Source organism: Paenibacillus taichungensis, assembly GCF_013359905.1.
Taxonomy (GTDB): Bacteria; Bacillota; Bacilli; order Paenibacillales; family Paenibacillaceae; genus Paenibacillus; species Paenibacillus taichungensis.
This window is the reverse complement of sequence record NZ_JABMCC010000115.1, coordinates 746,247-760,035: the sequence shown is the minus strand read 5'-3', so window position 1 is coordinate 760,035 and position 13,789 is coordinate 746,247. Positions and strand designations below refer to the sequence as shown.

The window sequence follows — 13,789 nt, the reverse complement described above, 5'->3', positions numbered from 1 at the left end:
TCGTTCGATTCACCTTACACCAATGTATTATACATGATTGAGTACCAGGTCACTATCCAGGTATAAAACGTTACAAACGATGCATACTACATCGGTCGCTTATTAATGTCAGCCCTTTTTGGCAAAAACATCATAGAGAGGAAGAACCGTATGTCTACATTATTGTATATTACTGCCCATCCTCATGATCATGAAACTTCTTTCAGCATGGCTGCAGGTAAAGCGTTTGTGGATGCATATCGTGAAAGCCATCCCTCGGATGAGGTTATTCATCTGGATTTGTATCGCTCGGATATTCCTCATATTGATGCAGATGTATTCAGTGGTTGGGGGAAACTTCAAACCGGCAGCGAATTGACTTCTGAAGAACAGACCAAGGTTCAACGTTTGAATGAATTATCGGATCAATTCGCATCTGCTGACAAATATGTTTTTGTGACACCGATGTGGAACTTCTCTTTCCCTCCAATTATGAAGGCTTATATCGATTCCATCTGCGTGGCTGGTAAAACGTTCCGTTATACGGAACAAGGCCCGGTTGGATTGCTCTCCAACAAAAAGGCACTGCATATTCAGGCTCGTGGCGGCATTTATTCCGAAGGGCCTGCGGCTCAGATGGAATCCGGTCATCGTTACCTGAGCATTATTATGTCTTTCCTTGGTGTGCCGAAGCTTGAAGGCATTTTTGTGGAAGGACATAACCAATATAAGGAACGCTCAGATGAGATCAAACAACAAGCTATAGAAGAGTCACGTACACTCGCTAAACAGTTCTAACCCTTAAATAAACAAGTACAGCAACAAACACAAAACCCGCATGCCAACCCATGGAATATTAATTCCATAGGACGGCACGCGGGTTTTTATTTTTTTATAATAAACGTTAGAGCTTTATTGATGTCCAGCGCTAGCACGGCTCATGGTTTCAAGTTTGCGAGTAATGGCATGTCGGTCCACTTTCAGTCCCCAAATGGCTTCAATAATCTGTTCTTTCTCTTCGGGACCCTCGGCATTTTTCAATTGCATTAACAGATCATGCATCTGTTCGTTAATACCTTCAAATTGACTCCAAAGATCCTGTCTAACCTCGGTTGAATCCAGATGATGATTAGCATCCACTTCTTCTTTCAATGCTTGCAGAATGGCCTCTTTCCACTCCTCATCACCTAGCTGTTTCGCTATGTTCAGGAGATCCAGATAATCGTCAACAAGAAGTGAGTTCAGTTCAGCATGTGTTTTCATCGTTTATTGCATCCCCTTTGCATCTATTTACCCAGTATTATACTCGGTATTTCGGGATATGCAATACTTGTCGAAAAAAGTTAGTTATTGTATTAAGGACTATTGGATGATTATGGGTCAAAATGAGTGCTTTGTGATGAACGAACAAACATTCGATCTATGTTTAGTTAAAAAGTAAGCCTGGTATGTTCTTTTACCTTTTCTATCAGAAACCGACACAAAATAAAGCCGATTACCACATACACACCAATCATGCCCACAATGCCAATCCAACCCAGATGGCTGTAAAGTAGGCCCCCTCCAGTTCCGCTGACACTTGATCCCACGTAGTAGAAAAACAAATACAAGGCATTAGCCTGGGATTTATGCTGATCCGCCACGAGTCCAACCCAGCTACTTGCGATGGAATGTCCGCCAAAGAAACCAAAGGCAAACAGCGCAAGTCCAATTACTTTGACCCAAAGATCTGGGTGAATGGTACAAACTGCACCAGCCAGTATAATACCCAGCGCGATTCCAAGGACATTCGATCTTCCATACCGATCTGCAAGCCTGCCCATCCAGGTGCTGCTCAATGTACCCATAAGGTACACGACAAAAAGGCTACCAACGACAGATTGGCTAAGATGATAAGGTTTTCCAGTTAATTCAAATCCGATGTAGTTGAACAACGTTACGAAGCCACCCATCAGAAGAAAGCCCAGTCCATACAGGCAAAGTAAACGTGTATTCCGACACTGTGACCACAAAAGAGGAATGATCTTTTTGAATCCAGGAGTCGCTTTGACAAAATGGCGGGATGGCGGGATGACCAGCCAGAAGATAACGGCCGCACATAGGCCAAGAATACCGATAAAACCAATTGCGGCACGCCAACTGAGCCAGTCTGTGATCACGCCGCTGATAAAACGACCAGCCATACCTCCAATCGAATTTCCGCTGATATAAAGGCCCATAGCATACCCTAGACTGGAAGGCTCAATCTCTTCAGACAGATATGTCATGGCTGTCGCGGGCAACCCGGCAAGTGCAACTCCCTGGAGAATACGAAGCAGAAGCAGCTCAGTAAATCCAGGGCTAAACGCACTAATCATTGCAATAATAGATGAAACAACTAAAGCTGCTGTCATAATAAAGCGTCTTCCCAATGAATCGGATAAGGAACCGATGAACAACATGGTCAGTGCCATGGCAATCGTTGTAACTGAGAGGGTCAGACTGGAATGTGCAGGCGAGATCGCAAATGCCTCGCTAATCTCGGGCATCAGGGGCTGGAGGCTGTATAGTAACGCAAAAGTCACAAAACCTCCGGCAAACAGCGCAAGGCTAATGTTACGAAACGTCTTAGTTCCCTGCTGAATCATGATATTCCAACTTTCTCGGCAGAAAAGCTCCATGATCGGCTGCTGACTGATCGCTTGGCTGAAGCCTTCCATTAATCGTTATTTAATGAACAATTTACGCTCCATATGAGTCAAAAACTCATATCCATCTGGAGTTACAACAACCGTATCCTCGATTTGGAAGCCACCAGCGCCGAGCTCATAATATGGCACCTCCACACACAGTACCATGCCAGGCTCCAGTATGCGCTGGTCACCAGGAGAGAGAGTCATGTCGTCGTACAGTTCCAAGCCAATGGCATGACCAACATGCTGGCGTCGGTAATGAGGAATTCCCTCACGTTGCACGCGAGACACAGCCGCATGAAATACGTCGGAAGCCTTGACGCCAGGACGTACGGTTTCAAGTGCAGTCTCCCATCCGCTTTTTACAGCATTAAAATGCTTTGTCATCCAGGGAGTTGGCTCTCCTGCTACAACGGTACGTCCTGTATCTCCCCAGTATCCTTCCAACTGCAAGCACAGATCAAAGCGGATCTGATCTCCTGACCCGATGGTATGAAAATAATTTTCGATGAGCGGAAGCGCACTGCGCGGACCCGCCCCTACCGCAGTCATTGCAGGTGTCCCGCCTGCTCTCATCACAGACAGCCGATAATGGTCGGCAAGCTGCTTCTCATGAACACCGGCTGCGATCAGATCAATCAGCTCTTGCTCAATTCTCTCATTTACTTGGGCAGCCTGTCGGAGCTGCTCAATCTCGAAAGGTGTCTTAACCAAGCGGATTTGACGAAATAGCTTGTACGCGTGAACAACCGCTCCTTGAGGAGCATCCTCCTTGACCCGTGCCAAAAGTTCAGGAGCAATTCGCATCTCATCGATTCCAATCGGTTGATTCTCGATGTCGAGCTGTTTCAGTGCAGCCTTAAGCGCTTCTATCGGCCCCGGATGAATGACTGTCGTTTGTAGCAGAGAGTAGAACAGATCAATATCATCCGTAGAAGGTTTGCCTTCGATCGTACCTTCCACGAAGAAGTCACTGTAGGCAAATATATCTACTCCCGTGATACCGAATTGAGCCACAACGCCCAAACGATTCGTCGGGATGACGATACATGGCCGAGCGGATCGGTCGGCAGGTAGAATGGCGTAAATCTGCATGGTCCAGTTGCTCGCGCGTAGCTGGGAGCCGATGACATAGTGAATATTTTCCGGTGTGGTTGCGATCAGGGCACTAAGTCCCTGAGTTTTCATTACATCTTCCGCTCGGTCCCGGTTTAGACCCGAGCTATGGGATATATGAAGTGAATTGTTCATGATTCAGTCCTCCTTTTGTTTTTCCTGCCCCCAAACAAACTCTCAAGTCCGGGTACTGAGCGCAGTACCAGCTTGATGATCATGAACAAGGCCAGTGCAAAAGCGATAAGTACGACAGATACAACCGCGATCGTCGGGTCCTGCCACTTCTCCATATACAGGAACAGTTGTATCGGTAGTGTGTAGCTGTCCTGACGAAGCAGCAGCAATGCAGCCTCTACCTGATCAAAAGTGAAGACAAATGCGATTGATCCTGAAAGGAGCAGAGATAGTCTAAGCTGTGGCAAGGTGATTGTAAAAAAGATACGCAGTGGACCTGCTCCAAGGTCTGCTGCCGCCTCTCGATGTGCGGGCTGAAGATTGGCCAATGCACTGCCTACAAGCGTTAGCACGAATGGAAGCACGATGACCGCTTCACCCAAAATAAGAGCGAACAATCCGCCTGTAATATGCATTTTGGAGAACAAAATTAGATACGCAATACCAAGCGTAATTTTCGGCATAACCATTGGGGATACAAAAAAGGCTCTTAAGATGCCAGCACCCGGGAAAGGGTAATGCACGATGGCCAGCGCTGCAAGTGTTCCGGTAATCAGCGCCAGCAATACCGCACCAGTGGAAGCAATCAGACTGTTCTTGAATGCAACGAGAAATTGAGTCTGCTCTCCCAGATTTGCATACCACTTCAGGGTAAGACCTTCTGGAGGGAATTTACTGGCCGATCCGGAACCTACAGATGTCAATAGGATCATTAGCAACGGCAATAGTAGATAAACCGCCACGGCCCCTGCAAATATATAGAGCAGCAGTTTGGTGAGCCTGTTGGACTTAACCATAAGCCTGACCTCCCTTCCGGGAACGACGGAACATCAGCATTTCCGCTCCTTTATTGACCAAAAGTGAAACGATGATGGAAGAAATGAGCAAGAACATACTTGCTACCGCAGCCATCGGCCAGTTGGTATCCAGTGTTCGCTGGTAAATAAATACTGGCAGTGTCATGACTCTGCCTCCGCCAATCAGTTGAGGCGTTGTAAAGGCCGTAAGGCATAGCGTGAATACAATCTGTACCCCGCTAGCAATACCTCTCGCTGATAAAGGTAGGGTAATCGTCAGGAATGTCCGCCAGCTTCCTGCTCCCAGATCCTGAGCAGCCGCTTTTAGAGAAGCGTCACTTTGCGACAATACATTCAGGATCGGAAAGACCATGAACGGCAGAAAAATATGAACAAGTGCGACGACCACACCAGTCTCGTTATATATCATACTGAAGCCTTCATCCGTAATTCCAAGCCGTATGAACAGCCAGTTCATAAAGCCCTGTTTGGATAGCAACAGCTGCCAGCCATAGGATCGCACAACTGCGCTGACCAGTAGCGGAAGAAACGTAAGTAGCAGCAACAATTGCTTCATGCCCGTTTTCTTTAGGCCTGCTATACAATAAGCTAGCGGGTATGCAAGCAGCAGGCTCCATAGCGTAACCTTGAAAGCAACGCGAAACGTGGTGCCTATCAGTTTCCAATAGTACGGATCGGACAGAAAAGCGCGATAGGCATCCCACTCCCAGCCCCGGACGAGCTTGCCATTTTCATAGATATCAAAGCTGTATCTGCCAAAGATAAGCAGACCACCCAGATACACGATGCCCATCAGGACCAGTGCAGGCAGCAGAAGCAGCAACTGGGTAATCCATCGGCGGTTTTTGGATGAATACAGATTCACGATCCGATCCGCAATCCGATTCATATCCCTTCCTCCTGTGCCGGATCTTGCAGCATTGGTTCGGATAACAAGAGCGCGTCCTCCGGATCAAAGCCAATCCGAATTGGCTCTCCCGGGCTAAAACGAGAGGCTCCCCGCTGATGCAGTGCACTGGCCTGAACCAGAAACCCCTCAGCAATCTGGATCGTGTAACGAATATTTGCCCCGCCATACACTGCTTCTATGACACGTCCATCCAGCTTATTCAGGCAAGGAATCGCATCCTCTCCAAGTCGAATATATTCGTTCCGAATGGACAACGAGTGCCGGGCACCTACTATGGCAACCGGGGTGTCCTCACCTGTCTTCACCAGCAGCGAATACCCGAAGCATTCAACCCGGATTCCATTCGTATCCTGTCCAAGCACCCTTGTTGCCAGAAGATTGGTATCGCCAATAAACTTGGCTACGAAGCTGTCTGTCGGTTTTTCATAGATTTCATCCGGCGTAGCATATTGCAGCAGCTTGCCAGCGCGCATGACACCGATCCGGTCTGACATATTCATGGCTTCATTCTGATCATGCGTTACAAAGATGAACGTACCACCGAACTCTCGTTGTATGCGTTTTAGTTCGCGCTGCATATCCAGACGCAGCTGCATGTCCAGTGCGGAAAGTGGCTCATCGAGCAGCAAAACTTCGGGTCTGTTGATTAAAGCGCGAGCAATCGCTACGCGTTGAGCCTGCCCCCCAGACAACTGGGAAACAGCTCGTCTACCATAATCTCCGAGCTGGACCAACTCTAACATCTCATGTACTTGCCTCCTGATATCGGCTTTCGGTAACTTCTTCACCTTCAGCCCATAGGCGATGTTGTTGAATACGTCCATATGCGGGAATAGCGCAAGCTGTTGAAAAATCATGTTACTGTTACGACCATAGGCCGGGATGCCGGTTACATCCCGACCTCCCAGCAAAATGCTCCCCTGATCCGGCTGCTCAAGTCCGCCAAGCATCCGTAGAAGTGTTGTTTTGCCGCAGCCACTCGGGCCTAACAGGGAAACGAATTCTCCCTTCTTCACCTGCAATGACACATGGTTAACCGCGGCACGCTCTCCGTAGGTCTTCGTAACTTCTCTTGTTTCGATGGAAATGGGTTCTTGTTCACTGCTCATCTCTGTTTTCCTCCCGTCCATAACGGGCTCAAAATAGAACCCGTTATCGTGGTTTGTCTGAAAACCATCATTTATTGAAGTTTGGTTTTGACGAGTCGGTCCCATAGTTCCTTCCAGGAAGAGCTGTTCTGAGCAAGAACATCCCAATCAGGATTAATCCCGTTGCTCTGTGTTTCCACGGAGAAGGAAGGATCGTCCTTGTATTTGTCTGGAACGGCAGCAGTTGTGCTGGTTACCGGTGTACCTGTTGCTTCTGCATACTGTGATAGCGCCTCTGCGCTCAGCAGCTCGTTGATAATTTCGTTGGCTACACGTGTCTGCTCAGGTGTTGACCCCTTCACAACCTGAAGTGTGTATGGGAAAGAAATAGCTCCTTCGCTCGGATATGCTACAGCAAGTGGAGAACCGCCATCGATCCATGTCTGTGCAACCTGTGCACTGAAAGGAGCAATCAGAGCATCGCCCGACTCCAGAAGAGCCTTCAACTGGTCATTGGATGTAACCAATGTACCGATCTGGTCACTGTGATCTGCCCAGAACTGGAATGCTGGCTCCGGATTCTCATACGATGCGCCAAGCTCCTGTCCTTTGACTGCAAGAAGTGGAGAAATATAGGAATAGAACATGTAGTCCCAGAGTGCCGTTTTCCCTTTGAATTCCTCGTTATCCCACAGATCATTCCAGCTTGTTGGCGGTGTTTTTACAAGGTCCTTGTTATAGACGAGTGCGAAGCTCGAAACTCCCCACACGACACCCTTATTGTCAGGCTTGTGAAACTGCTCCGGGATATCCTTGATGTTGGTCACGATGCTTGTGTCCAGTGACTCCCACATATCATCGTTCAAGCCTTTTGCTGTCGCATCTGCGTTGAAGTAACCAAAGTTAACAACTGGATTGTTGGGATCAGCCTGCTTGCCAGCGACCATTTTCGGATACATGACTGCATTGGATGATTCTTCAAAAGTAACTTCTACATTTGGATGCTCTTTGACGTAATCTGCTACCACTTCTTTTGGAACGACATCCTGATTGGAGCCAGCCCAGATAAACATGGTCAGTTTAACCTTGTCTCCGCTTCCTCCAGTAGAATCGGATCCTCCTGCTGTATTGCTGGAGCTGCTTGCTCCACCGCATGCAGAGAGAACCAGTGTACCGGCCAGTGTCAGTGAGGCGAGACTGAGAAAGCGTTTCTTGTTTGATTTAAACATGAGAATTTCCCCCATCGATTTAGTTGGTTTTATGAATTTGACAAAAATTAATTCGTTTTTCCTTCATGTACCTTATCAATGCAATCCTATTTTCTGACGCAATCCTTCCATAATGCCTGATATTTCATGTGGAGATACGGATACGGAATTCTCCTCCACGACTCCCATGGTCTGACGCTTCAGGTAGTCTCTGAGTGCCAGCGGAACATTGAGCAGTGCCTGATTCAGCGATACTTGCATCTCGTCAGTCCATATGGCCTCGAACTGTTTCCTTGTCCAACCATAATCGAATTCTTCCTGCTGCCGTTCCCGATTGGCCCGCAACTGTCTGGTCTCACTCACGTTCAGATTCCGGCCTTCTATGACTACACCATACAGTTCAAGAGCTTTTTCCGTGGATACCAGTCCTCTTCTAACATCCTCCAGAACCAGCAGTGGATCCCGATCAAATGGATCGCCATATCCACCTCCGCCCTGTGACAGGAACGTCACCGTCTCTCCGGGTTGGAGCAGCAACTCATCAATTCTTCCCAGATGGTGTTCACTTGCACGTCCAGCATTGAGAATAGCTTCCCCATGGGTACCAACACCTCCGCCAAGCCTGCCCCACGGATGAAACTCCATACGCTCCATATTTCTGGCGGTCATTACGGTATCTGGTGTAAGAATTTTGACACACAGGTCGATTCCGCTTCCACCACGGAAGGTTCCAGCACCAGCAGAATCAGCACGAAGGCCATAATGCTCTATGAGCACAGGCATTTCGGATTCTACTGTTTCCGCAGGAATGTTTCGAAGATGACCCACGGCAAAATCCATGCCATCAATTCCGTCTTTCATCGGTCTTGCTCCTGAACCGCCGCATATCGGCTGGATCACGCCAACCTTTTTCTTGCCATCTGACGCATCTGTCATCGCCATCATAACGATGCATGCCTGTCCGGCTCCTGCGGCGGGAACCTTACTTGCCTGAGCTTTTCCAAGAGCGCCTGTGATGACATCCATTAGCCGAATAAAGGTAGCAGCTCTTGCGCCAACCGCTGCCATCGGCTCCGGGTTAAGAACTGAAGCCGGTGGTGCGTAATTTCGAACCATGCGAATCATGCCCGAATTCCATGGAATCGTTGGATCGAGCGTACGGAAATAACGAATGAGTGCGGGAACCAGCATGTAATGCCCCTGCTGATTGTGGGTAGGAATATTGAACGAAGCTCTGACCTGAGGGTCGGTTCCGCTAAAGTCCAGATGAATATCACTGCCCGCGATTGTCATTTTGCAGCGCAATCGGATGGGATAACCGCCAGGGCCTTTCTCCAGATAGTCCCAGAACTCATACGAACCATCCGGGATCTCCTGTACGATGGCGCGTGCCTTCAACTCAGCGTATTCCAGCAAATGCTCAATGCCCTGCTGAATTCGCTCTACACCGTAGCGGCCGATAAGCTCTTCTAGTCGCTGCTCCCCCCGATTCAAAGCTGCCATCAGTGCCTTGAGATCACCGAGGTTTTGCTCCGGAATGCGGCTATTGTCCAGAAACATACGAAGTATTTGCTCATTAAGAACGCCTGCTTCATACAGCTTGACTGGAGCAATACGAATGCCTTCCATATGAATATCGTAGGCGCTTGGAGATACGCTCCCCGGTACCTTACCACCTACATCGGATGAATGAACGAAGCACATGCCGTATGCGATGATTTCTCCTTTGTGAAAGTAGGGCTTGATCAGATGGACATCCGGTAGATGTGTCACCATGCCTTTGGTGGAATAAGGATCATTACAGATAACCAAATCGCCTTCCTTCCAATCTGTAATGCTGTTTATGGTCGCCGCTGCGGGGATGCCGAGGGACAGATTGTAACCCGTCTCCAATGGCGACCCAAACGTTTCCCCGGATGGTGACAAGAGGTAGGTTCCAAAATCGCCTGTTTCTTTAACAAAAGCGGTGAATCCTGTGCGCAGCACGACATTGGCCATTTCCTCTACCGCAGCCTGAATCCGGTTGTTGAAAATTTCAAGAAAAACCTTGTCGCCAATCATTGCTCCACCTCCCCAATCACATTTCCGTAAGCATCCCGGTATACCGTAAAGCCAGGCGGGATGAAAATGGTTGTATCATATTCCTCCACAATAATGGGCCCGTGGATGGGCATATTCAATGGTATCTGTCCCCTCTTAAGAACTTTTGCTATTCGCTGTGCGTGGTCGAAAGTGATGATTCGTTCTTCTGCTTCACTCTCATCGAATGGCAACTCTGCCGGAGACGCGGTGCTTTGGGTAGGCAGGATGCCAACAATGGTCGCTCTCAGACTAACGAACATCACATCAGCTTCCGGCTGGCTGATGCCAAACACATTTTGGTAGTACATATGGAATTTGTTCCTTGCTTTCTCAGGATCGGCGATTTCATCGGATGTGAGCGTAACCTCCAAATCAAAGGCCTGACCTTCGTAACGCATGTCGGCACTATACAAGCAATAGATATGTTCCAGTTTCACTCCTCCGCGTGCTTCCTCCTCAACCCAACTACGCCCTTGATCCTCCAGTCTGGTGTAAAGAGTCGATAACTCACCAGGCTCAAGTGTTTGACTGCTTTTATGCAAGGTATGAACGAAATCATTGCGAAGGTTGGCAACCGTGCAGCCCATGGCACAAAGTGTTCCTGGAGATGGCGGGATCAGCACTCGGCGGATGCCTACTTCACGCGCCATGAGAAAAGCATGCATCGGCCCAGCTCCACCATAGGCGAGCAACGTAAAGTCACGGGGATCAACACCCTTACGTGCCATGAGCGGAGAGAACTGGGCATACATATTGGCGGTGGCCACATCAAGAATGGCCTGTGCAGTTTGCGTGGGACTTAGTCCCAGACGTTCGCCAAGGTTGCCCAGAGCACGTTCTGCAAGCTCGGGATAGAGACGCATCTGTCCACCAAGGAATCGATCAGCCTGCAAAATGCCCAGTTGCAGATAGGCATCCGTCGTTGTTGGCTCTTCTCCCCCACGATGATAGGAGACTGGACCCGGATTGGCTCCTGCGCTTCGTGGTCCCACCTTGAGTACACCTACGGAATCGAGCCAGGCAATCGAGCCCCCACCCGCTCCAATCGCGGTTACATCGACAGCGGGAATGATAACTGGAAAATCCCCAACCTTATTCTCGGTAGAATAGGTAGGCTCTTTATCAATGAGAGCAACATCAACGCTTGTCCCGCCCATGTCGAACGTGATGACTTGATGAATGCCGGCCTGTTCAGCAATATGCGTTGCAGCGATTACTCCGGACGCAGGTCCGGACAGAAGAGTACGTACAGGCTCTTTGGCCGCTCTGGCCGCCGTCATGATTCCACCATTGGACATCGTGGACAGCAAATTGGCTTTCAAACCGTAAGCGCCAATTCCTTCTTGCAGACGCAGAAAGTATGATCCCATGCGTTCCCCAACATATGCATTCATGGCTGTGGCGAGTGTACGTTCGAATTCACGTTGCTGCGGCCAAATGGCACTACTTCTGCAGAGAAACAGGTGCGGATGACGTTCCCTGATTAACTCTTCCGCGAGCTGCTCATGAGCAGGATTGACATAAGCGTGCAAGAAACTGATCGCCAAGGCTGTAACCCCCTCTTCCACCAGCTCGTCTACCGCTTGAAGCAGTTGCTCCTGATCCAGTGGTTGAAGTATGCTACCACTCGCAAGCGCTCGCTCATCCACTTCCTTAACGAGATGTCTCGGAACAAGCGCATCGGTCTTGTCACCATACAGATTGGTAGTATCCTCGAGACGTAGCCTCCGAATCTCGAGAATATCTCGAAACCCTTTGGTGACCAACAGACCTGTAACTGCGCCGTTACGCTCAATTAGGGTGTTAACACCAAGCGTTGTTCCGTGCACAAACAGATCAATCTCCTGAAGATCCACTCCACCCGCTTTGAGCTGATCAAGTGCATTAAAAATCGCCTGTTCAGGAGCTGCTGCAATCGATGGCGTCTTCAGTGCCACAATCACCCTGCCATGATTGTCCATAACCAGGGCATCCGTGAATGTGCCTCCGATATCTATACCTAATCGATAAGTTGTTTTCACAAGCTCAACTCCTTTATCACCGGTTATTATCCGAAGTTATATTAAGGTTCTGCATGGCAAAATATCGTTTAACATCCTCAATCATCTGGTTAATATGATTCACCATTGCCGCTTCAGCCTGTTCCGGGGAGCCCGCCGCTACTGCCTCCAGAATCCGCTGATGGTCCACAACCAGTTCACTTCCTACTCTTTGCCTAATATAAGCTGTTTCCAGGAAATCACGGCTTGTCTCCCAGACCAGTTCAACCGCATGCAGCAGAATCTGGTTTTGAGCCGCATAAGCCAGCAGCCTGTGAAATTCCCGGTCCTCCTCGTAAGGAATAACATTCTGGGAAAGCAATAGATGCTGGGTAGCAATAGAGGCTTCCAGTAACAATATGTATTCTTTTGAGGCTCGTTGTGCTGCCAGAGAAGCAATTTCCCGTTCCAGAGCCCTTCTGGCTACAAGGACATCGAGCAGAGCCTTTTCACCGGAATGGTTCAGCATCTGAATGAGCTGGGAATTCACACTTTTTTGCTGTAAATCCTTCTCCAGAATCTTGATTCGCTCCAGCCCTTGTTCGGTCAGAACCCTTCCCTTCCGTCCCTCCAGTATCGTGAAACCTTCAACGTCCATCTCCATAAGTCTTCTTCCGATTGTAGCCTGACTTAGACCGTACGTTTTGCCCAGGGTATGAACCAACGTGCTGGCCCCGATGGGAGCGCTCGCGTCCCGAAGCTGCTTCAGCAGTTCGTATTCCAACTCCAATTCGTTTAGCTCAGGACCCACTAAATTCACTCCTCATATATAAATAATTGTAGTTTTTTTTGTTGTTACTCACTGATGATTAACGACAGTATACCTTCAATCGACAATAATTTCAATAATTCTTACCTAATTACTATGTATTATTTTTCTGACCATGTACTAGCCGTTTGTTCCAAAATAAAAAAGAGCAATTCACATCCTGTATTCCAGATTTTGTTCTGGAGGACGTAATCTGCTCTTTGTTGAGATAACCTTTAAACTTCGTTTAATTATAAATATTCATTTACGACTTGAGCTGTTGGAGTAGCTGTACGCGGTAGGCTTCACTTTCAAGAGATTGGATCTCCTTGTATTCTTCCGCAGTAAGCACTTTAGGCTCCCCTGCTGCCTTGGCGATCATGTACACCTTGGCGCTTTCCTCCACCACCTGGGTGCGGTAGTAGGCTTCCCGCAGGTTTTTACCTGTCGTGACCAATCCGTGGTTAACCAGAATGAGCGCTGTGTGTTCTTCAACCTTGGCAGCCACCGCATCAGCAAGAAGTTTGGTTGTGGGCAGAACATAAGGGACAAAGCCAATATCTCCCACCAGTGCCGACTGATCAGGGAACAAATGAGGCAATTCATCGAAAACGAGACTCAGAGCGATGGTGTATGCCGGATGTGTATGCACAATGGCTTGAATGTCAGGATTGACCCGATAGCTATACAGATGCATCAACACCTCTGAGGAAGGACGTGTTGATCCGGCACGTGTCTCTCCTGTCGCAATATCAATCGCGATCCATTCCTCAGGCTCCAGATCCTCTAGTGCATAACCACTCGGCGAAAGCAGCATCGTTCCTTCGAAACGTGCGCTCAGATTCCCCCCAGGTCCAACCACCAGCCCCTGAGCAACCGCTCTGCGGGCATATTTGGTCAGTTCTTCCCTTACCTGTTGTTCAGACATGTTCTGCTCCACTCCTTTGACTTTTCT

The 13,789-nt window shown here is 48.6% G+C and carries 12 protein-coding genes; 1 reads left to right on the top strand and 11 read right to left on the bottom strand.

Annotated elements, in window-relative coordinates; genetic code table 11:
* Positions 1 to 150: 150 nt before the first annotated feature.
* Positions 151 to 777, top strand: coding sequence for an FMN-dependent NADH-azoreductase (locus HP548_RS22515; protein WP_175382922.1), 627 nt, complete (start codon positions 151 to 153; stop codon positions 775 to 777).
* A 114-nt stretch (positions 778 to 891) separates the two neighbouring features.
* Here HP548_RS22515 and HP548_RS22510 read toward each other — a convergent pair whose 3' ends face one another.
* The 11 genes from HP548_RS22510 to HP548_RS22460 all read right to left on the bottom strand — a co-directional run bounded on the left by HP548_RS22510 (position 892) and on the right by HP548_RS22460 (position 13,762).
* Positions 892 to 1,242 (bottom strand): hypothetical protein, encoded by a 351-nt coding sequence (locus tag HP548_RS22510; protein WP_063563897.1) that lies wholly within the window; start codon positions 1,240 to 1,242, stop codon positions 892 to 894.
* A 167-nt stretch (positions 1,243 to 1,409) separates the two neighbouring features.
* Entirely contained in the window at positions 1,410 to 2,606 is a 1,197-nt protein-coding gene (locus HP548_RS22505; RefSeq protein WP_175382921.1) for an MFS transporter, read from the bottom strand.
* Between the two features lie 78 nt (positions 2,607 to 2,684).
* A complete protein-coding gene (locus HP548_RS22500) occupies positions 2,685 to 3,902 on the bottom strand; it encodes a M24 family metallopeptidase (RefSeq protein ID WP_175382920.1) in 1,218 nt (405 codons plus the stop codon).
* Positions 3,899 to 4,738, bottom strand: coding sequence for an ABC transporter permease (locus tag HP548_RS22495; protein WP_175382919.1), 840 nt, complete (start codon positions 4,736 to 4,738; stop codon positions 3,899 to 3,901). The genes HP548_RS22500 and HP548_RS22495 overlap by 4 nt, the downstream gene beginning before the upstream one ends.
* Complete coding sequence (locus HP548_RS22490; protein ID WP_175382918.1) at positions 4,731 to 5,648, bottom strand: ABC transporter permease; 918 nt, start codon at positions 5,646 to 5,648, stop codon at positions 4,731 to 4,733. Before HP548_RS22490 ends, HP548_RS22495 begins: the two co-directional genes overlap by 8 nt.
* Positions 5,645 to 6,778, bottom strand: coding sequence for an ABC transporter ATP-binding protein (locus HP548_RS22485; protein ID WP_175382917.1), 1,134 nt, complete (start codon positions 6,776 to 6,778; stop codon positions 5,645 to 5,647). The genes HP548_RS22490 and HP548_RS22485 overlap by 4 nt, the downstream gene beginning before the upstream one ends.
* 71 nt (positions 6,779 to 6,849) lie before the next feature.
* Positions 6,850 to 7,986 carry an ABC transporter substrate-binding protein gene (locus HP548_RS22480; RefSeq protein WP_175382916.1) on the bottom strand — a complete coding sequence of 379 codons (1,137 nt, stop codon included), beginning with the start codon at positions 7,984 to 7,986 and terminating at the stop codon, positions 6,850 to 6,852.
* A gap of 75 nt (positions 7,987 to 8,061) precedes the next feature.
* A complete protein-coding gene (locus HP548_RS22475; RefSeq protein WP_175382915.1) occupies positions 8,062 to 10,026 on the bottom strand; it encodes a hydantoinase B/oxoprolinase family protein in 1,965 nt (654 codons plus the stop codon).
* The gene (locus HP548_RS22470) at positions 10,023 to 12,068 is read right to left on the bottom strand and encodes a hydantoinase/oxoprolinase family protein (protein ID WP_175382914.1); all 2,046 of its coding nucleotides are present in this window, start codon (positions 12,066 to 12,068) and stop codon (positions 10,023 to 10,025) included. Before HP548_RS22470 ends, HP548_RS22475 begins: the two co-directional genes overlap by 4 nt.
* Before the next feature lie 16 nt (positions 12,069 to 12,084).
* Complete coding sequence (locus tag HP548_RS22465; protein ID WP_175382913.1) at positions 12,085 to 12,837, bottom strand: FCD domain-containing protein; 753 nt, start codon at positions 12,835 to 12,837, stop codon at positions 12,085 to 12,087.
* A gap of 262 nt (positions 12,838 to 13,099) precedes the next feature.
* A complete protein-coding gene (locus HP548_RS22460; RefSeq protein WP_175382912.1) occupies positions 13,100 to 13,762 on the bottom strand; it encodes a class II aldolase/adducin family protein in 663 nt (220 codons plus the stop codon).
* Positions 13,763 to 13,789 lie beyond the last annotated feature (27 nt).